The organism is Planobispora longispora (assembly GCF_016863135.1).
Lineage (GTDB): Bacteria > Actinomycetota > Actinomycetes > Streptosporangiales > Streptosporangiaceae > Planobispora > Planobispora longispora.
Map to the genome: position 1 here is coordinate 48,939 of NZ_BOOH01000052.1, position 19,559 is coordinate 68,497.

General features: G+C 73.1%; 20 protein-coding genes. 16 read left to right on the forward strand and 4 right to left on the reverse strand.

The window, feature by feature from the left end:
* The first annotated feature begins 24 nt into the window (after positions 1 to 24).
* The 11 genes from Plo01_RS31020 (at position 25) to Plo01_RS31070 (ending at position 9,713) form a co-directional block, all read left to right on the forward strand.
* Entirely contained in the window at positions 25 to 816 is a 792-nt protein-coding gene (locus tag Plo01_RS31020) for an ABC transporter ATP-binding protein (RefSeq protein WP_203894386.1), read from the forward strand.
* Positions 809 to 1,783 (forward strand): ABC transporter permease, encoded by a 975-nt coding sequence (locus Plo01_RS31025; protein WP_239317416.1) that lies wholly within the window; start codon positions 809 to 811, stop codon positions 1,781 to 1,783. The genes Plo01_RS31020 and Plo01_RS31025 overlap by 8 nt, the downstream gene beginning before the upstream one ends.
* Positions 1,783 to 3,129: an LLM class flavin-dependent oxidoreductase gene (locus Plo01_RS31030; RefSeq protein ID WP_203894284.1), complete on the forward strand. Its 1,347-nt coding sequence runs from the start codon at positions 1,783 to 1,785 to the stop codon at positions 3,127 to 3,129. The genes Plo01_RS31025 and Plo01_RS31030 overlap by 1 nt, the downstream gene beginning before the upstream one ends.
* A gap of 180 nt (positions 3,130 to 3,309) precedes the next feature.
* A complete protein-coding gene (locus tag Plo01_RS31035) occupies positions 3,310 to 3,834 on the forward strand; it encodes an NADPH-dependent FMN reductase (protein WP_203894285.1) in 525 nt (174 codons plus the stop codon).
* Positions 3,831 to 4,397, forward strand: a complete 567-nt coding sequence (locus Plo01_RS31040; RefSeq protein ID WP_203894286.1) for a flavin reductase family protein — start codon at positions 3,831 to 3,833, stop codon at positions 4,395 to 4,397. Before Plo01_RS31035 ends, Plo01_RS31040 begins: the two co-directional genes overlap by 4 nt.
* A gap of 156 nt (positions 4,398 to 4,553) precedes the next feature.
* A complete protein-coding gene (locus Plo01_RS31045; protein WP_203894287.1) occupies positions 4,554 to 5,627 on the forward strand; it encodes an ABC transporter substrate-binding protein in 1,074 nt (357 codons plus the stop codon).
* A 13-nt stretch (positions 5,628 to 5,640) separates the two neighbouring features.
* Entirely contained in the window at positions 5,641 to 6,456 is an 816-nt protein-coding gene (locus tag Plo01_RS31050; RefSeq protein WP_203894288.1) for an ABC transporter ATP-binding protein, read from the forward strand.
* 307 nt (positions 6,457 to 6,763) lie between these two features.
* Complete coding sequence (locus Plo01_RS31055) at positions 6,764 to 7,588, forward strand: ABC transporter permease (RefSeq protein ID WP_239317440.1); 825 nt, start codon at positions 6,764 to 6,766, stop codon at positions 7,586 to 7,588.
* Between the two features lie 11 nt (positions 7,589 to 7,599).
* The gene (locus tag Plo01_RS31060; RefSeq protein ID WP_203894290.1) at positions 7,600 to 7,992 is read left to right on the forward strand and encodes an RrF2 family transcriptional regulator; all 393 of its coding nucleotides are present in this window, start codon (positions 7,600 to 7,602) and stop codon (positions 7,990 to 7,992) included.
* 288 nt (positions 7,993 to 8,280) lie between these two features.
* Entirely contained in the window at positions 8,281 to 9,177 is an 897-nt protein-coding gene (locus Plo01_RS31065) for a putative protein N(5)-glutamine methyltransferase (protein ID WP_203894291.1), read from the forward strand.
* Positions 9,177 to 9,713: an NUDIX hydrolase family protein gene (locus Plo01_RS31070; RefSeq protein WP_203894292.1), complete on the forward strand. Its 537-nt coding sequence runs from the start codon at positions 9,177 to 9,179 to the stop codon at positions 9,711 to 9,713. The genes Plo01_RS31065 and Plo01_RS31070 overlap by 1 nt, the downstream gene beginning before the upstream one ends.
* Positions 9,714 to 9,865: 152 nt before the next feature.
* Here Plo01_RS31070 and Plo01_RS31075 read toward each other — a convergent pair whose 3' ends face one another.
* From Plo01_RS31075 to Plo01_RS31085, 3 genes are all read right to left on the reverse strand, one after another.
* A complete protein-coding gene (locus Plo01_RS31075) occupies positions 9,866 to 10,510 on the reverse strand; it encodes a hypothetical protein (protein ID WP_203894293.1) in 645 nt (214 codons plus the stop codon).
* Between the two features lie 70 nt (positions 10,511 to 10,580).
* The gene (locus Plo01_RS31080) at positions 10,581 to 12,122 is read right to left on the reverse strand and encodes an AMP-binding protein (protein WP_203894294.1); all 1,542 of its coding nucleotides are present in this window, start codon (positions 12,120 to 12,122) and stop codon (positions 10,581 to 10,583) included.
* 17 nt (positions 12,123 to 12,139) lie between these two features.
* Positions 12,140 to 12,970 carry an SDR family oxidoreductase gene (locus Plo01_RS31085; protein ID WP_203894295.1) on the reverse strand — a complete coding sequence of 277 codons (831 nt, stop codon included), beginning with the start codon at positions 12,968 to 12,970 and terminating at the stop codon, positions 12,140 to 12,142.
* 327 nt (positions 12,971 to 13,297) lie between these two features.
* Between Plo01_RS31085 and Plo01_RS31090 the strand changes: the two genes are divergently transcribed.
* The 5 genes from Plo01_RS31090 to Plo01_RS31110 all read left to right on the forward strand — a co-directional run bounded on the left by Plo01_RS31090 (position 13,298) and on the right by Plo01_RS31110 (position 17,749).
* Positions 13,298 to 14,581 carry a methyltransferase gene (locus Plo01_RS31090; protein WP_239317419.1) on the forward strand — a complete coding sequence of 428 codons (1,284 nt, stop codon included), beginning with the start codon at positions 13,298 to 13,300 and terminating at the stop codon, positions 14,579 to 14,581.
* A gap of 227 nt (positions 14,582 to 14,808) precedes the next feature.
* The gene (locus Plo01_RS31095) at positions 14,809 to 15,222 is read left to right on the forward strand and encodes a YchJ family protein (protein WP_203894296.1); all 414 of its coding nucleotides are present in this window, start codon (positions 14,809 to 14,811) and stop codon (positions 15,220 to 15,222) included.
* A gap of 216 nt (positions 15,223 to 15,438) precedes the next feature.
* Positions 15,439 to 16,302 (forward strand): SDR family oxidoreductase, encoded by an 864-nt coding sequence (locus Plo01_RS31100; protein WP_203894297.1) that lies wholly within the window; start codon positions 15,439 to 15,441, stop codon positions 16,300 to 16,302.
* Positions 16,303 to 16,467: 165 nt separating this feature from the next.
* Complete coding sequence (locus Plo01_RS31105; protein WP_203894298.1) at positions 16,468 to 17,070, forward strand: PadR family transcriptional regulator; 603 nt, start codon at positions 16,468 to 16,470, stop codon at positions 17,068 to 17,070.
* 253 nt (positions 17,071 to 17,323) lie between these two features.
* The gene (locus Plo01_RS31110; RefSeq protein ID WP_203894299.1) at positions 17,324 to 17,749 is read left to right on the forward strand and encodes a hypothetical protein; all 426 of its coding nucleotides are present in this window, start codon (positions 17,324 to 17,326) and stop codon (positions 17,747 to 17,749) included.
* Positions 17,750 to 17,902: 153 nt separating this feature from the next.
* Here Plo01_RS31110 and Plo01_RS31115 read toward each other — a convergent pair whose 3' ends face one another.
* Entirely contained in the window at positions 17,903 to 19,519 is a 1,617-nt protein-coding gene (locus Plo01_RS31115; protein WP_203894300.1) for an amidohydrolase, read from the reverse strand.
* Positions 19,520 to 19,559: the final 40 nt, after the last annotated feature.

Sequence of the window (19,559 nt, forward strand, 5' to 3'; positions counted from 1 at the left end):
GCGGAACAGGGCCCCGCCGGACCGGTGAAGATCGGTATCCGGGGGGTCGGCAAGACCTTCCGGATCCGGGGATCCGACCGGCCGTTCACCGCGGTCGAGGGCATCGACCTGGACGTGCGCGAAGGGGAGTTCCTCACCCTGGTCGGCCCGAGCGGCTGCGGCAAGTCCACGCTGCTCGACCTGATCGCCGGCCTCACCGCCCCGACCACCGGGCAGATCCTCATCGACGGCCGCGCCGTCGACGGCCCCGGCCTGGACCGCGGCATCGTCTTCCAGCAGTACGCGCTGTTCCCCTGGCGTACGGCCCTGGCCAACATCGAGTTCGGGCTGGAGGCGAAGGCCGTACCGAAGAGGGAACGGAGGGAGCGGGCCAGGCACTACCTGGAGCTGGTCGGGCTGAGCGGGTTCGAGCAGCGCTACCCGCACGAGCTGTCGGGCGGCATGCGCCAGCGCGTGGCCATCGCCCGCAGCCTCGCCTTCGACCCGGACGTGCTGCTGATGGACGAGCCGTTCGCCGCGCTCGACGCGCAGACCAGGGAGTCGCTCCAGGAGGAGCTGCTGCGCATCTGGGAGAAGACGAACAAGACGGTGGTGTTCATCACCCACGGCATCGACGAGGCCGTCTACCTGGGACAGCGGGTCGCCGTGATGACCTCCAGGCCCGGCCGGATCAAGCAGGTCCTCGACATCGAGTTCGACTCGCGCGAGGGCGACCTGCGCGCCGACCCGGGCTTCGGGGAGTACCGCCACCACATCTGGACTCTGCTGCGCGACGAGGTCGCCGCGGCTCAGGAACAGGAGCGGACCGTTGGCTGACGACACCACCCTCACCGTCCCCCACCCCGCGCCGGACTCCGCCGCGCCCGCCCCCGCGGCCCCGGCCCGGAGGAAGGAGCCGGCGCAGCCGGAGCGGACGGCGGAAACGGCGGCCGTGGGCCCGGCGGGCCCGCCGCGGGGCGACGTCCCCACCGCGGACGACAAGGCCACCAACTTCTTCAGGGTCGCCGGGAAGAGGCGGCCCCCGGTGGCGGCCCGGCTGCTCGCCGTGGTCAACCGGTCGCTGGCCCTGGTGCTGCTGGCCGGGATCTGGGAGGCGCTGCCCCGGATCGGGGCGGTCGACGCGGTGTTCGTGCCGCCGCTGTCGGAGATCCTGGCCGCCTGGTACGACCTGCTGCTCAGCGGGCAGCTGCTGGAGCACTTCCAGGCGTCGCTGATCCGCTCCCTGTCCGGCTTCGGGATGGCCATCCTGCTGGCCATCCCGCTCGGGCTGGCCATCGGCTGGTACCGGCCGGTCGCCGAGTTCCTCAGCCCGGTGCTGGAGCTGTTCCGCAACACCTCGGCCGTGGCCCTGCTGCCGGTCTTCATCCTCATCTTCGGCCTGGGGGAGACCTCGAAGATCGTCTTCGTGTTCTACGCCTGCGCCTGGCCGATACTGCTGAACACCGTCAGCGGCGTCAGGACCGTGGAGCCGCTGCTGATCAAGTCGGCCCGGTCCATGGGACTCGGCCCGGTCAGGCTCTTCCAGAAGGTGATCCTGCCGGCGGCCGTGCCGACCATCTTCACCGGCATCCGCCTGGCCGGGGCCTACTCCATCCTCGTGCTGATCTTCGCCGAGATGGTCGGGGCCAAGGCCGGGCTCGGCTACCTCATCCAGGACACGCAGTTCAACTTCCGCATCCCCGACATGTACGCCGGGATCATCACGATCTCCGCGCTCGGCCTGCTGTTCAACCTGCTCCTGCTCAGCGTGGAGCGCCGTTTCTCGACGTGGAGGACCACCTGATGACGTTCCGTACGCTCCACCTGAACGCCTTCCTCATGGGAGTCGGCCACCACGAGGCGGCCTGGCGCCACCCGCTCACCGAACCCGCCCGCCTCACCGACGTCCGGCACTACCAGCAGCTGGCCCGGATCGCCGAGCGGGGCAAGCTCGACTCGGTCTTCCTGGCCGACGGCCTCGCCCTGCACGGCGACGTCCGGCACAACGCGCTGGGCGGGCTGGAGCCGCTGACGCTGCTGTCGGCGCTGGCCGCGGTCACCGACCACATCGGCCTGATCGCGACCGTCTCCACCACCTACAACGAGCCGTTCCACGTGGCCCGGAAGTTCGCCTCGCTGGACCACATCAGCGGCGGCCGGGCCGGCTGGAACATCGTCACCTCCGCCGGTGAGGCCGAGGCGCGCAACTTCGGCGTCGAGCGTCCCGCGCACGCCGACCGCTACGCGCGGGCCACCGAGTTCCTGGAGGTGGTCACCGAGCTCTGGGACAGCTGGGAGGACGACGCCGTCGTCGGCGACCGCCGCGCGGGCCTCTACGCCGACACCAGCAAGATCCACACGCTCGACCACGACGGCGCCCACTTCCGGGTCCGCGGCCCCCTCAACAGCTCCCGCCCGCCGCAGGGTCACCCGCTCCTGGTCCAGGCCGGATCGTCGGAGGACGGCAAGGAGTTCGCGGCCCGCCACGCCGAGGCGGTCTTCACCGCCCAGCAGACCCTGGCCGAGGGGCAGGAGTTCTACGCCGACCTCAAGGGCCGCCTCGCCCGGTACGGCAGGCGCCCCGACCAGCTGCTGGTCCTGCCCGGCATCTCCCCGATCATCGGCTCCACCGAGCGGGAGGCGCTCCGGCTGGAGAAGGAGCTGGAGGATCTCATCATCCCCGCGTACGGCCTGGCCCAGCTCTCCACCATGGTGGGCATCGAGCTGACGCACGACGAGCTGGACCGGCCGCTGCCCGACATCTCCGTCGAGACGGAGGGGGCCCAGAGCCGCCGCAAGCTCGTCGTCGACCTCGCCCGCCGGGAGAACCTCACCGTGCGGCAGCTCCTGGGGCGCCTGGCGGGCGGCCGGGGGCACCGGGTCGTGGCCGGGACGCCGGAGCGGATCGCCGACGAGATCCAGGTGTGGTTCGAGAACGGCGCGGCCGACGGGTTCAACATCATGCCGCCGGTGCTGCCCGGCGGCCTGGCGGACTTCGTCGACCACGTCGTGCCGGAACTGCAGATCAGGGGCCTGTTCCGGACGGAGTACGAGGGCCGCACGCTGCGCGGGAACTACGGCCTGGCCCGGCCCGCCTCCCGCCACGCGCGGATCGGGGACGAGCGCCTCGACCCGGTGGTGGTCTCGTGAACGAGCGGAGCCAGCGGGCCATGGACGCAGCGGTATCGCGAACCCGGCCGACGAAGGAGGGCTCGTGAGCGAGCGGAGCGAGCGAGCCATGGACGCAGCGGTATCGCGAACGCGGCCGACGGAGGAGGGCGCGTGAGTATCCCGGTGACGGACAGAGGGCGACGAGAGGACGGTGCGCCGGTGGGGTCTTTCGTGACGCTGGTCGGAAACCCCCGCGCGGGGTCCAGGACGCGCACCGTGGCCGAGGCCGCCGCCGAGGCGGTCGGGCGGCGGATCGGGCACGACGGGCCGGGTGAGGTCGTGGACCTGGCGGCGCTCGGGCCGCACCTGCTCGCACCCGGCCCGTCCGCGGGGGTGGAGGTGGCCCTGGAGCTGGTCGCGGGGGCGGACGTCCTCGTGGTGGCCAGTCCCACCTACAAGGCCAGCTACACCGGGCTGCTCAAGGCGTTCCTGGACCGGCTCCCCGGCGGCGCGCTGACCGGGACCACGGCGCTGCCGCTGCTGGTCATGGGCGACCCCCGGCACGCCCTGGCCGTCGAGCTCCACCTGAGGCCCGTCCTGGTGGAACTCGGCGCCCACGTGCCCACTCCCGGCCTCGCGGTCCTGGAGGCCCAGATCCCCGATCTCGACGAGGTCCTCGGGCGCTGGGCCGACCGGGTCGTCCCTCAGGTGGCCGGTGCGCTCGGGGAAGGGGTGAGAGCATGACCGAGACCCTTCCCGGGGCTCTCCCCAGGGCGCTTCCGGAGGTTCCGGCGGCCCGGTCAGCCGGGCGCGGGCCCGGGCGGCCGGTGGACCGCGGCGTCTTCCGCCGGGCGCTCGCCGTGCACGCCGCGGGCGTGGTCGTGATCACCGCGCAGAGTCAGGGCGTCCCCGTCGGGCTGACCGCGACCTCGTTCTCCTCGGTCAGCCTGGACCCGCCCCTGGTCTCGTTCTACGTCGACCAGGGCTCCACGACCTGGCCCTGGCTGCGTCAGGCCGACCACTTCGCGGTCAACATCCTGGCCAGCGACCAGGCCGAGCTGGCCGCGCGCTTCGCGAGCAAGGGCGTCGACCGCTTCGCCGAGCCCACCCGCTGGAGTCCCGGACCGCTCGGGGCTCCGCTGCTGCGGGACGTCTCGGCGCACCTGGTCTGCCTGCCGTACGAGACGGTGGACGTCGGTGACCACGTCCTGGTCGTGGGCCTGGTCGCCGAGGCGGTCCTGCACGGCCCGGGCCGCCCCCTCCTGTACCACCAGGGCCGTTTCGGCCGGTTCATCGCCCATCCCTGACCGGCGGGCCGGTCGGCCGGGCCCGCGTCCGCCGGCCGACCGGCCCGCCCATGACCCTTCGTCATCATCGCGTTACGTCCGGAGAGCTTGACTGCAGAGCTCTCCGGCTCTATAAACACACTAAGTCTACTAAATAAGTGGGAAATAGGGAGAATCATGAGCGCTCGCAAGGACCGCAGGCTTCGCGGAGTGGCGGTGGCCGCCGCCGCGCTGGCGCTGACGGCCGTGGCGGCCTGCGGCGGCGCCGAGTCCACCGGCGCGACCGCGACGGGCGGGAGCGGCGGGCCCGCGGAGGTGCGCCTGGGCTACTTCCCGAACATCACGCACGCCACCGCCCTGGTCGGGACGGAGAAGGGGCTGTTCGCCAAGCACCTGGGCGCCGGCACCACGCTGAAGACCAGTACGTTCAACGCCGGTCCGGCCGCCATCGAGGCGGTCTTCTCCGGTGCGATCGACGCCACCTACGTCGGCCCGAACCCGGCCATCAACGCCTGGGCCAAGTCCAAGGGCGAGGCCATCAAGATCATTGCGGGAGCGGCGTCGGGCGGAGTGTTCCTCGTCGTCAAGCCCGAGATCAAGAGCGTCGCCGACCTCAAGGGCAAGAAGATCGCCACCCCGCAGCTCGGCAACACCCAGGACGTGGCGCTGCGCCACTGGCTCGACTCCCAGGGCGTCAAGACCGACACCAAGGGCGGCGGCGAGGTCTCCATCGTGCCGCAGGAGAACTCCCAGACCATCCAGACCTTCGCCACCGGCGACATCGACGGCGCCTGGGTGCCCGAGCCGTTCGCCAGCCGGCTGATCACCGAGAGCGGCGGCAAGGTGCTCATCGACGAGCGCGACCTGTGGCCGGACAAGCAGTTCGTGATCACTCACCTGATCGTCCGCCAGGAGTTCGCCAAGGAGCACCCCGAGACGGTCAAGAAGCTGGTCGAGGCGCACGTCGAGGCCAACGCGCTCATCGAGTCCGACCCGGCCGGGGCCGCCCAGACCGCCAACGCCGCGCTGGAGAAGCTGACCGGCAAGCCGCTCAAGCCCGAGGTCCTCGACGCCGCCTTCAAGAACATCACCTTCACCAACGACCCGATCGCCTCGTCGCTGGTGGGCAGCGCCGACCACGCCGTCAAGGTCGGCCTGCTGGAGCCGGTGGACCTCGACGGCATCTACGACCTGAAGATCCTCAACGAGGTCCTCGCCGCCAGGGGCCGGCCCTCCATCTCCGACAAGTAGGGGGCGACCTCCGATGACCGCTCCGCCGATCCCGCCGTTGACCGATCCGCTGAACGAGCAGACCGCCGACCGGGCCGCACGCCGCGGACCCGCCGTCCGCCTGGAGTCCGTCTCCAAGGTGTACGGCCACGGCGCCAACGGCCTGCTGGCCCTGGACGGGGTCTCCCTCGACGTGGCCCCCGGCGAGTTCGTCTGCCTGCTGGGCGCCTCCGGCTGCGGCAAGAGCACACTGCTGTCGCTGGTGGCCGGGCTGGACGCGCCCACCGCCGGGAACATCGAGGCCGACCGCGACCGGGTGGCCATGATGTTCCAGGAGCCGGCGCTTTTCCCCTGGCTGACCGTCTCGGCCAACGTCGAGATGGCGCTGCGGGCCAAGGGCGTGGCCAAGGCGGAGCGGCGCGCCCGCGCCGCGGAGTTCCTGCGGATCGTGCACCTGGACGGGTTCGGCGGCAAGCGGCCGCACGAGCTGTCGGGCGGCATGCGCCAGCGCGTCGCGCTGGCGCGCGCGCTCGCCCAGGACGCCGACGTGCTGCTGATGGACGAGCCGTTCGGCGCGCTGGACGCGATGACGCGCGACCTGCTCCACGACGAGCTGGAGCGCATCTGGAGCGAGCGGAAGCTGTCGGTGCTGTTCGTCACGCACAACGTGCGCGAGGCGGTGCGGCTGGGCGACCGGGTGGTGCTGCTGTCCAGCCGGCCGGGCCGGGTGGTGCGGGACTTCCCGGTGACGCTGGAGCGGCCCCGCCGCACCGACTCGGCCGAGGTGGCCCGGCAGGCGGCCGAGATCACCGACCGGCTGCGCGAGGAGGTCCTGCGCCATGGCCGCTGACCTCGCGTCCCAGGGGACGGCCGGACGGCCGTCGGAAGACCGACCCGGAAGGGGGCCCGAGGTGGCCGTCGACGCGCGAACCCCGCAGGCCGGCACTCCCGGCGAGGAGACCGGCATCCGCGACGGACAGGATGACGTCCGCGGCGAGGGAACCGGCGCCCGCGACGGGCAGGCCGGAATCCGTGACGGCCAGGGCGATGCCCGTGACGGCCAGGGCGATGCCCGTGACGGCCAGGGCGATGCCCGTGACGGGCAGAGCGACGTCCGTGACGGGCAGAGCGACGTCCACGCCCGGCAGCTCGCCGGGCTGGACGCGCTGGAGCTGTCCGTCCGGCAGCGGCGCGGGCTGGCCTCCCGGCTCTGGTCGGGGATCTGGCCGGTCGCGTCCGCGATCGCGATCGTCCTGGCGATCTGGCAGGGCGTCGTGCTCGCGGGATGGTGGCCCGAGTACGTCTTCGCCGGGCCGGTCACCACCCTGACCGAGCTGGCCGGCCGGATGGGCGAGGCCGAGTTCTACGGCGCCGTGGCCGTCACCATGCGCCGGGCCGTCGTCGGGTTCGCCCTGGCGATCGCGGTCGGCCTCGTCGTCGGCGCCCTGGTGTCCCGGATCCGCCCGCTGCGCCGCGCGGTCGGCTCGCTGATCACCGGCCTGCAGACCATGCCGTCGATCGCCTGGTTCCCGCTGGCCATCCTGCTGTTCGGGCTGACCGAGAGCGCCATCACGTTCGTCGTGATCCTCGGCGCGGCGCCGTCCATCGCCAACGGGCTCATCGCGGGCGTCGACTACACCCCGCCCATCCTGCTGCGCGCCGGGCACATGCTCGGCCTGCGGCGGCTGAGCCTGTACCGGCACGTCATCCTGCCCGCCTCCCTGCCGTCGTTCCTGGCCGGGCTCAAGCAGGGCTGGGCGTTCGCCTGGCGGTCCCTGATGGCCGGCGAGCTGCTGGTCATCATCGCCAACCAGGCGTCCCTGGGCGAGCAGCTGCACTTCGCCCGGGAACTGGCCGACTCGGCGGGACTGCTCGCCACGATGATCGTGATCCTGGTCATCGGCATCGCGGTCGACCTGCTCTTCGGCGCGGCCGACACCGCCCTGCGCCGCCGCTGGGGCCTGCACCAGGTCACCGCCTGATCGGGACGAGCATGCGGATCTCCGCCAGAACCCAGTACGCCCTGCGCGCGGCGGCCGAGCTCGCCGCCGCGCCGCCCGGCCCCGTCCACGCGGAGCGGATCGCCGTGGCCCAGGGCATCCCGCGCCGGTTCCTCGACAGCATCCTGCTCCAGCTGCGGCGGGCCGGGGTGCTGCACAGCCAGCGCGGCCCCGAGGGGGGCTACTGGCTGGCCCGCCCCGCCGAGGAGATCACCCTCGCCGAGATCGTCACGATCGTCGAGGGCGTTCCCGAGGGCGGCGACCACGGCGGCTACCCGGGGGTGGCCAGGCCGCTGGCCGAACTGTGGGAGGCGATGCGCGACCACGAGGAGGCCACGCTCACCGAGGTCACCCTCGCGCACGTCGCCCGCGGCGCCCTCCCCTGAACGCCCGGAGGCCGTACGGAGTCCGCTCCGCTCGAACGCCCGGGGCCTTACGGACTCCGCTCCGCCCTAACGCCCGGCGGGCCGTACGGCTCCGCGATACCGGGATCGCCGGTGGGCCGCAGGCGGCCCGCGAGCCGGATCGGGTAGTGTTTCCTTCTCCAGTGGAGATCGTCTTGAGGAGGTGAGCCCCATTACCGCCAGACCAGGCTGGGTGCTCCCGCCTCACGGCCACGCGGTCCGCCCCGCGTAGGAGCCGGGGAGCGCCCATCGGCATCCCGAAGGGTTCCCATGTCGCTTTCCCCGTCATCTCCGTCCCGGTCCACGATCATCACCAGGCTCCGGGCCGCGGGCTGCGTCTTCGCCGAGGACGAGGCTCGCCTGCTCGTCTCCGCGGCGCGGACGCCGGCCGATCTCGTGGCCATGGTGGACCGGCGCGTCGCCGGTCTGCCCCTCGAACACGTTCTCGGCTGGGCGGAGTTCTGCGGCCTGAGGATAGCCGTGACCTCCGGGGTCTTCGTCCCCCGCCGCCGCACCGAGTTCCTCGTCGCCCAGGCCGCCGCCCTCGCCGGGCGGATCACGGGCGCCGCCGGTCCGTCCCCCGCCCGGCCGCCGATCGTCGTCGTCGATCTGTGCTGCGGTTCGGGCGCGGTGGGCGCCGCGCTGGCGGCGGCCCTGGACCGGGTGGAACTGCACGCCGTCGACATCGACCCCGTCGCGGTGCGGTGCGCCCGCCGCAACGTCGCCGCGGCCGGCGGGCGGGTGTACGAGGGCGACCTCTACCGGCCGCTCCCCGCCACGCTGCGGGGCCGGGTCGACGTCCTGGTCGCCAGCGCGCCGTACGTCCCCACCGGGGAGGTCGGGCTGCTGCCCCCGGAGGCCCGCGTCCACGAGCCGCGCGCGGCGCTCGACGGCGGCGCGGACGGGCTCGACATCGTGCGGCGGGTGGCCGCCGCGGCGCCGCTGTGGCTGTCGCCGGGCGGCTCCCTGCTGATCGAGACGGGCGGGCGCCAGGCGCCGCGGGCCGCCGAGAGCGTCGCGCGCGGCGGGCTCGTCCCCCGGGTGGCGGGCTCCGGGGAGATGGACGCCACCGTCGTCATCGGAACCAGGTCCCGGCCGCGCGAACGCCGGGCCCTAAGGGCGGGAGCGATCGTGTCCTCCGAACGGTCGCGAAGTACGATCGATTAATGACCGAAATGACCGAAACCAGTCCCGGCTGGCTGACTCCCGACGAGCTGGAGTCGGCGCGCGCCCGGATGCCGATCCTCTACGTCGACGCCGTGCCGGTGCGGGTCGACGACGCCGGAGTGGTCACGCATGTCGGCCTGCTGTTGCGCATCGGAGCGGACGGGACGGTGAGCCGTGCCCTCGTGTCCGGGCGCGTGCTCCACCATGAGCGCGTCCGCGACGCGCTCATGCGCCACCTGGAGAAGGACCTCGGCCCGGTCGCGCTGCCCCGGGTCCCGGCCTCCCCGCAGCCGTTCACCATCGCCGAGTACTTCCCGACGCAGGGGGTCACGCCCTACCACGATCCCCGGCAGCACGCGGTGTCCCTGGCCTACGTCGTCCCGGTCGCGGGGGACTGCCGTCCCCGGCAGGACGCGCTCGACCTCGTCTGGTTCACGCCGGAGGAGGCGGCCTCACCCATGGTGCAGAAGGAGATGACCGGCGGGCAGGGAACGCTGCTGAAGCAGGCCCTGGCGTACGTCGGCCGCCTTCCCTGAGGTTTCCGCAGGCGCGGTCACCGTGTGGGGAAGCCGTCCGCCGTGGGGAACCCGCTCGCCGGGGCTCCATCGCGAGGCCCGGCCGCGGGCTCCGCGCCCGGCTTCCCCACGTGGACACTTCCTCCGGGGGATCGCCGCGATCGTCCGCTCTCTCACCGGGGCCGCCGGTCGGGGGTCTCGGTCAGCGGTGCTCCGGCCGCGCGCAGCGCCGCGGCCAGCCGCCCGGGACCGTCTATGAGGGAGAAGTCGATGACACGGTCGTCGACCAGTTCCACGAAGACGTGCGGCCATGCGCGCAGCCGGCGACCGTGGTCGACGAGCACTTCCCGAACCTGTTTCAGTTCGAGGTCGACGTCACTCCAGCCCTTGCGCAGCCCGCTCCTGCCCGGGAGGAAGGCGAGCCGGTCGTGAAAGACCACCATCGCCGCCCTGTAGGTCGTCTTCCTGTGCTTTCTGCGAAAGAGCGGTTTGCGCCCGAAGGGGAGAGGCTGGAAGCCGATCACGAACACGCCCAGGGCTCCGGCGTGTTCGCTGAGCCGGCTCAGGCGCGTGCGCATCCTGGCCGCTGAAAGCTTCTGCAGTAGAACGATGGCGCAGACCGCCATCCCTGCCCCGGCCACTGCGCAGACCGCCAAAACCCATTCGCTGCCGCGGACACTCGTGAACAACACCGCCCATGCGAGGCCGGCCAGCTGACTCAGCGAGAAATTCCGCTGTGCTCGTCTGGTGAGGACCGCGGCGTCTCGCGCAGTCAGCCCGGTGAGCGATTCGGGAAGAGGCGGGTTCTGATCGGCCATGGAGATCCCCGTCACGATGGGCCCGTTCCCCGTTGCCCGCGAATCCACCGGCGTCGCCCCGCCGTCCGGCTCACCCGGTGGCCACGGAGCGGGCCCAGGCGTAGTCGGGCTTGCCGACGGGCGTGTGCTCGATGTGCTCCACGAAGTGGAAGGCGCGCGGTGTCTTGTAACCGGCCAGGCGGGTACGGCAGTGCGCGGTCAGCGTTTCCCCGGTCACCGGCCCGGTGGGGGCGATCACGGCGGTGACGCGCTGGCCGAGCCGCGCGTCCGGCACACCGATGACGATGGCGTCGGCCACGGACGGGTGGGCGCGCAGCGCGGTCTCGACCTCCTCGGCGAACACCTTCTCCCCGCCGGTGTTGATGACCAGGGAGCCGCGGCCCAGCAGGGTGACCGACCCGTCGTCCTCGACGCGGGCGTGGTCGCCCTGCAGGGCCCAGCGCCGCCCGTCCGGCCCGGTCACGAAGGTCGCCGCCGTCTTGTCCGGGTCGCCCCAGTAGGCGAGGGGGATGTGCCCGGTCCTCGCCACCACGCCCTCCCGCCCGGGGCCGACCGGTGTGAGATCGGGGCCGAGCACCGCGAACTCCGGGCCCAGCCGGAACCGCCCGCCGCCGAGCGAGGGGCCCATGGCGCCGGTCTCCGAGCCGCCCAGGTTGTCGGAGACGTACGCGCCCGGCACCGCGGCCAGCAACCCCTCCTTGACGTCGTCGGACAGCGGCGCGCCGCCCGACCCGAAGGCGAAGATCTCAAGCTCGTCGTGCTTCCCGCCCTCCAGTTCCTGCAGGACCGGGCGCGCCATGCCGTCGCCGACCAGCATGAGGATCTGGGAGCGCTCGCGCGTCGCGAGGTCGAGGGCGAGGCGGGCGTCGAAGTGCCGTCCCGTCCACAGCACCACCGTGCCGCCGGTGGTGAGGGTGATCCAGGTTATCCACTGGCCGCCGCCGTGCATGAGCGGCGCGTGCACCTGCGCCCGCAGCGGATCGCGGCCGGCGCACGCCGCCAGTTCCTCCGGCGCGGACACCGGGGGCCCGCCGTAGTTCCCCCCGCCCATGGCCGCGACGAAGATGTCCTCGCACCGCCACAGCACCCCCTTGGGCAGGCCCGTGGTGCCGCCGGTGTAGAGCAGGTACGGATCGTCCGACGAGCGCGGCCCGAAACCGCGCTCCGGCGACACGGCCGCCAGCGCGTCCTCGTAGTCGCCGTCGATGGTCAGGACGTGGCGCAGCTCCGGCAGCCGGTCGCGGTCGACACCGGGCAGGAGCGAGCGTTCGGCGACGAGCGCGACGCATCCGGCGTTGCCGAGCAGGTGCGTCAGCTCGTCGGTGACGTAGCGGTAGTTCACGTTGACCGGCGCGGCGCGCAGTTTGAAACAGCCGATCATCGTCTCGACCCACTCGGCCCGGTTGCAGGCGAGGACGCCCACCCGGTCACCGGGCCCCACCCTGGCGGCGGCCAGATGGTGGGCGACCCGGTTGGCGCGGGCGTCCAGCTCGGCGTAGGTCAGCCGCCGGTCGGGCGGCCCGCCGGAGGCGACCAGCGCCACCCGGTCCGGGCAGGCGTCGGCCACCACCTCGAACAGATCGGCCAGGTTGAACGAGCGCGCGTCCGTCACGGGTTCACTCCTCGGGTTCACTCCTCAGGGGGCATTCCGCGCAGCGCGTCCGCGCCGAACATGGGCTCGAACATCGCGCGGTAGTCGGGGCCCCGGCGCAGGTGGTGGCCGCCGTCGACGCCGAGGATCTGGCCGGTGATCCATGACGACTCGGGCCCGGCCAGGAACCGGGCGGCCTCGGCGACGTCGCCGGGCTCGCCGACCCGGCCCAGCGGCATGCAGGCCAGGTAGTCGTCCAGTACGGGGCCGGGATCGGTGATGCCCGCGACCAGTTCGGTGCGGACCAGGCCGGGCCGGATGCCGTTGACGCGCACGCCCACCGAGCCCAGCTCGTCGGCGCCCAGCCGCACCAGGTGGTCCACGGCGGCCTTCGACACTCCGTACGCGCCGAACCAGCGGTGGGTGTTGGACGCGGCGACCGACGAGATGGCCACGAACGCGCCGCCCTGCGGGGAGTTGCGGGCCATGGCGCGGGCGGCGTGCTTGAGGGTGAGCATCGTCCCGGTGGCGTTCAGTTCCAGCGTGGCGCGCCAGGCGTCGGCGTCCAGGCCGGGCAGGGGGCCGATCGAGGTGGACCCGCCCGCGCTGTGCACGACGGCGCGCAGCGGCGCGGGCGCGGCGGCGGCCCGCACCGCGGCCGCGACCTGCTCCTCGTCGGTGACGTCGGCGACGACGCAGCGCGCGCCGATCGCCTCGGCGGCCTCCTTCAGCCGCCCCTCGGTCCGGCCGCAGATGGTGACGGCGGCGCCGTCGGCGGCCAGGCGGCGCGCGCACGCCAGTCCGATGCCGCTGCCGCCGCCGGTGACCAGCGCCGCCGTGCCGGCCAGCGGAGGAGTGGTGCTCGTCATGGGGCCTCCGGGTCAGTGGTCGACGGCGGTGGCATCGCCGTCCGGGGTCGGGGGCGCGCGGGCGGCGCGCCCCGCCGTCGCGATGCTCCCGCGTGGGACTCACGTCGAGAGTAGCCCGTTAACCAAGCAAGCGGTAGGTCAGCTTAGGGGATCCTCGATCTCCGTGCGCCGGAGCTGGACGGCGCGCGGGAGCCAGGTCGCCGCCCGACACGGAACCGGCCGGCTCGACGAGGCCGAGGCCTGCTGCGCGAAGGCGTACGCGCTGATGGAGCAGGCGTACGGCCCGGACCGTCCGGCGGGACGAGGCGGCGGAAGTAAACTGCGTGAATGCCTTCTGATACTTCGGTGCCGTCCGGCGCGGAGCCGTCGGCGCCGGAGCGGCGTCGTCCCGGCGCCCCGGCGGCCGCCGCGCCGGTCCCGGGCGCGATGACCCGTCTGACGACGTCCGGGGACGAGTTCCACCTCACCCGCTTCCCCGAGGATCCCCGCGACCAGTTCCGCGCCTGGGACGCCGCCGACGAATACCTGCTGCGGCACCTGTACGGGTCCGGCGGCGAGCCGGTGGACCCGTCAGGCGCCGCAGCCGAACCGGTGGACCTCTCGGGAACCGTCGTGGTGGTCGGCGACCGATGGGGCGCCCTGGCCACCGTGCTCGCCGGGCACCGTCCCGTGCAGATCACCGACTCCTTCCTCGCCCAGGAGGCGACCCGGGCGAACCTGGAGCGCAACGGCATCGGCGCGGACGCGGTGCGGCTGCTCTCGACCAGGGACACGCCGCCGGACCGGATCGACGTGCTGCTGATCCGGGTGCCCAAGGGCCTCGCGCTCCTGGAGGACCAGCTGCACCGCCTGGCGCCGCACGTGCACGCGGGCACCGTGGTCGTCGGCGCGGGGATGGTCACCGAGATCCACACCTCGACGCTGAGGCTCTTCGAGCGGATCCTCGGGCCGACCAGGACGACGCTGGCCGCGAAGAAGGCACGGCTCATCTTCTGCTCGCCCGACCCGGGCCTCTCCCGGCCGCCCAACCCCTGGCCGCGCGTCTACACGCTGCCCGCCGACGCCGGAGCGGCCTCCGGCCTGACCGTCACCAACTACGCGGGGGTCTTCTGCGCCGACCGCCTGGACATCGGCACCAGGTTCCTCCTGCGCAACCTTCCCCGGCGCCGCGGGCCGGAGCGCGTCGTGGACCTCGGCTGCGGCAACGGGGTGGTCGGAACGGCGGCGGCGCTGGCCAACGGCGCGGCCGAGGTGCTGTTCATCGACGAGTCCCACCAGGCGGTGGCCTCGGCCGAGGCCACGTTCCGGGCGAACGCCGGTGCGGGCAGGGCGGCGGAGTTCCGGGTGGGGGACGGCATGTCGGGCGTCCCGGCCGGGACGGTGGACCTGGTGCTGAACAACCCGCCCTTCCATGCGCACCGGGCCACGACCGACGCGACGGCCTGGCGCATGTTCACCGGATCGCGCGCCGCGCTGCGCCGCGGGGGCGAGCTGTGGGTCATCGGCAACCGGCACCTCGGATACCACGCGAAGCTCCGCCGGATCTTCGGCAACTGCGAGGTCGTCGCAAGCGACCCGAAGTTCGTGGTCCTGCGGGCCGTCAAGCGCTGACGCCCGGCGGTCCGGGCCGGACATCGGATAAGACGGACCGGATCACACAGGCCGGATCAGACGAATCAGATCGGACGGGCCGGATCGAATCAGATCGGACGGGCCGGATCGAATCAGATCGGACGGGCCGGATCGGATCGGACGGGCCGGATCGGATCGGACGGGCCGGATCGGATCAGGCGGACCGGCGCGGCCGGGGACCCTGGCCGGCGGGCACAATTGACGGCATGTCACGACGCGGTTCACGATCCCGGGCCCTGCCCGCCCTCACTGCCTCGTGCCCGTGCGGGCTCCCCGCCCCGTACCGGGACTGCTGCGGGCGCCTGCACCGGGGGGAGGCCGCCGCGTCCACCGCGGAGCTGCTCATGCGCTCGCGGTTCAGCGCCTTCGCCGTCGGCGACGGAGAGTACCTCCTGCGCACCTGGCATCCCACGACGCGCCCGCCGGAGCTCGGCCTCGACCCGGCGCTGCGGTGGGTGAAGCTGGAGATCTTGGAGACGTCCGGCGGCGGTGTCCTCAACACCGAGGGGACCGTGCGTTTCCGCGCCCACTACCGGGAGCGCGGGAAGGCGGGGGAGATGGAGGAGCACAGCCGCTTCGTCCGGCACGAGGGCGCGTGGGCGTATCTGGGGGCGATGTAGAGCCCCCGAGCGCTGGGACGTGCACCGCGTGAGCGGGCCGGGGAGCCGGGGGCGGTCTCACCCCTCCGCCGGGGCGGTGACGGCCGCGCCGCCGATCTGCCCCGCATCACCGCCGCGCCGGCCGCCGTCGCCGCCAGGCGATCATCCCGGTGGTCTCGCTCCGTGCGGGTGGGAGGCGGGGCGTTAAAGACGCGGGAGGGAGGGCACCTCGCAGACATGCCAGAGGAACCGAACAGCACACCGCCGCCGCAGAGCCAGCCGTACCCGGGCGACACCGGGCGGATGAATCCCGAGCCCCGCGATGAGATGCGCGACTACGTCGGCAGAGACCTGCTGGCCGGCAAACGCGCCCTGATCACCGGGGGCGACTCGGGGATCGGGCGCGCGGTCGCGATCGCCTTCGCCAAGGAGGGGGCCGATGTCGCGATCGCCTATCTGGTCGAGCACGAGGACGCCAACCACACCAGGAAGCTGGTGGAGGAGGCCGGGCGGCGCTGCGTGCTGATCCCGGGGGACCTCGCCGACCGCGATCACTGCGGGGCGGTCGTCGATCAGACGGTGGCCGAGCTGGGCGGTCTCGACATCCTGGTGAACAACGTGGCCTACCAGAAGCCGGTGGAGTCGCTGGAGGAGCTGAGCGACGAGCAGTGGGAGCACACGTTCGCGGTCAACATCCACAGCTACTACCGGGTGACCAAGGCGGCCCTGCCGTACCTCCGTGAGGGCGGCGCCATCATCAACACCTCGTCCATCAACGGGCTGCGCGGCAACAAGACGCTCCTCGACTACTCCGCGACCAAGGGAGCGATCAACGCCTTCACCTACGCGATGGCGCAGAACCTCCTCGAACGCGGCATCCGGGTCAACGCGGTGGCGCCCGGACCGGTGTGGACGCCCCTGATCCCGGCGACCTTCCCCGAGGAGAGGGTCGACGAGTTCGGCAAGCAGGCGCCGATGAAACGCGCCGCCGACCCCGACGAGATCGCGCCGTCCTACGTCTTCTTCGCGGCCGACCGGCTGTCGTCCTACTACAGCGGTGAGATCCTCGCCCCGATCGGCGGGGAGACCCTCCCCGGCTGAGGGCTGCGGGGCGGATTCGAGGGGCGGGCCCGGCTGCGCAGGCCGCCGGGCCCGCCCTCGTCGTGTCCTGAGCGCCGTCCTGGAAATGACCGGAAAAGGGAAGCGGATGCACCTGCTATAGTGCAAAATGCAATATAGAAAAAAGCATTACGGAGAGGCATCACCATGGCGCGACGCCCTGACCTGGTCGGCCTGACCGTGCTGGCCATGCTCTCGGTGCGCGCCGGTCACCCGTACGAGCTCCACCGCTTCATCGTCGACACGCACAAGGACTACGTGACGGGGCTGCCCAGGAGCCTCTACCACGCGGTCGAGAGGCTCGCGGGCGAGGAGCTGATCATCCCGGTCGAGAGCAGCAGAGAGGGCCGCCGGCCCGAGCGCACGGTCTACGAGATCACCGACGAGGGCCGCAGGGAACTGGCGACGAGGCTCCGCGGCCTCCTCGAGAAGCCCGGCCCCGACCGCCGGGCGTTCACCGCCGCCGTCTCCCTCGTCGGCGCCCTGCCGGTTCCCGAGGCGCTGCGCGCCCTGCGCGTCAGGGCGGCGGCGATCGAAGGGCTGCTGGCCGGGATGGACGGCCAGCTGAACGCCATGAAGGACAGCGGCCTGCCCGAGGTCCTGATGATCGAGGTCGACTACGAGCGCGCGCTGAACGAGACCGAGCTGGCCTGGGTGCGGCGCGTCATCGCCCGCCTGGAGTCGGGGGAGCTCGACTGGCCGGGCACCGTCAGGCAGGACCTGCTCTCACAGGTGCTCGACGGATCATGAGAAGGCGGCTGCCAGGGTGCGCCAACACCCTGGCAGCCGGACATCCGAACAAGGCGCCTGCCCTGTCTGGACTCGCAATCTCCAGGATAGGCGCCGTGACCGAGAGGAATCGCGCCATGTCCGTGAACGAGGAGACCGCTCGCGTTCCACGCCTCGGCGAGCCGGTCGTCTCCCCGGCCGCCGCCGGCACGCCCGGAGGCCGGAGATCCGCATGCTTCCGGAACGCCGGCACGCCCGGGGGCGGGGGAGCCGCATGCTTCCGGAACGCCGGGGCGGCCCGGTGAGCGGGAAGAAGCTGATCGTCGAGGTCGCCGGAATCGTCGAGGCCCCGGCCGCCGCGGTCTTCGACGGGCTGGCCGACGCGCTCCTGCCCGACGGCAGGCGCACCGGCCGCTTCACCGTCGAGGACCTGCCCGGCCACACCTCCACCGTGGAGGTCACCGACCGCGCCATCTCCTTCCAGGGCGGCTGGTGGTACCGGGGCGAGTGGAGCGTCGAACCGCACCCCGAGGGCGCGCTGCTCACCCACCGGGTCTTCAACGTCGCGCAGTGGGGGCGGTGGGGCGTGCCGCTGGCCAACCGCTTCTTCATCGGGTTCGCCGGCCGTACCCGGAAGGGGTTCGACGAGAACCTCGCGCAGCTGGGACGCCGCCTGGGGTGCCCGGCCCGTCCGGTGTAGGCGCTCGACGAGCGCGGCCGGGACCGGCCCCGCGCGAGCCGCCGTCTCCCGGCGGGCCCGCCGCGGCCGGTCCGCCCCGACCCGGCCGGTCCGCCCCGACCCGGCCGGTCCGCCCCGACCCGGCCGGTCCGCTCCGACCGGATCGGGGCGCCCTCACTCCCCGTGCACCTGGCGGCCTTCCAGGAAGGTCGCCAGGACGGCGATGTCGCCGATCTCCTCCGGCGCGACGTCGCGCGGGTCCGCCTCCAGCACCACCAGGTCGGCGTACTTGCCCGCCTCCAGGGAGCCGACGATGTCGTCGGCGAAGAGCTGGTAGGCCGCGTCGATCGTCTGCGCGCGGATGGCCCGCTCGACGCCGATGCTCTCACCCGCGCCCAGCCTGCGGCCCCCGCGGGTGAGCCGGGAGACGGCCACGCCGATGTTGCGCAGCGGCTCGACGGGGGTGACCGGGGAGTCGTTGTGCAGCGAGATGCGCATCCCGGACCGTACGGCGGTGCCGATCGGCGCCCACCGCTCGGCGACCTCCGGGCCGAACAGGTCGTCGGCCAGGACCTCGCCCCAGTAGTAGACGTGGTCGGGGAAGAGGCTGCAGGTGATCCCCATGGCGTGCGCGCGGGCGAACTGCTCGGGCCGCATCGAGCTGACGTGCTCCATCCGGAGCCGGTGGTCGGGGCGGCCGCCGCGGCTCAGCAGCCGCTCCCAGACGTCGAGCACCAGCGCGACCGCCTCGTCGCCGTTGGCGTGGCAGGCGAGCTGCCAGCCGGCGTCGAAGTACGCCCGGGAGATCTCCAGGAGCTCGTCGGGGGTGTAGTTCGCCGGGGCGCGATGGCCCGGGGGCACGCCGAGCGCGCGGGTGGCCTCGGTGTCCAGATAGGGGAAGGACGCGGCCAGGTTGCCGACCCAGGGGGAGCCGTCCGCCCAGGTCTTGACGCCGATCCGGCGCACGAGGTCGTCGCCCTCTCCGGGCGTCGCGTCGCTGCGCAGCGCGGGCGTGGAGACCTCGTAGAGCCGCAGCCGTACGGAGATCGCACCCTCCTGCCGGGCGGCGGCCAGGGCGGGACCGTAGCCCGGGTGGAAGCCCATCTCGCTCATCATGGTGACCCCCGCGGCGTTGGCCCGGCCGCTGCCCGCGACCAGCGCGGTGACGATGCCCGGCGCGATCACGTCGCGCAGCAGCGGGCCGGTGACCATCGAGGTGGCGGGGGGCTCGTAGGCGGAGCCGTCGAGCCCCCCGTCGGCGGTCCGGCCGAAGTGGCCGCCCGCCGGATCGGGGGTGTCGCGGGACAGGCCCGCCCGGCGGGCCGCGACGGAGTTGAAGTACACCGAGTGGCCGGAGTTGTGCATGATCACCAACGGGGTGTCCGGCGCCAGCGCGTCGAGCCACGCCGGGCCGGGCTCCGGCAGCCCCCTCTGCAGCAGGGGATCCCAGCCGTTGAAGAAGGCGCCCGCCGCGCCGCGCCCGGCCACCGTCGCGCGGATCAGCTCGACGACCCGGCCCGCGTCGGCCACCGTGACCGGCCGGATGTCGACGATGCCGCCGCCCTGCACGACGGCGTCGCCGATGAAGTGGCCGTGCGCCTCCACGAAGCCCGGCAGCACGCAGGCGTCCCCGGTGTCGAGGACCCGGGTGGCCCGGCCGCGGAGGGCGTCGATCTCCGCCGCGGAGCCGACGGCGAGGATGCGGCCGTCGCGGACCGCCAGGGCCTCGGCGGACGGCCGCGCCGGGTCGAGGGTCGTCAGCCGTCCGCGGACGATCAGATCGGCGGTCATACCGGGCACTCCTCGGGGCGATCCTTGACCGCGGCCGTCC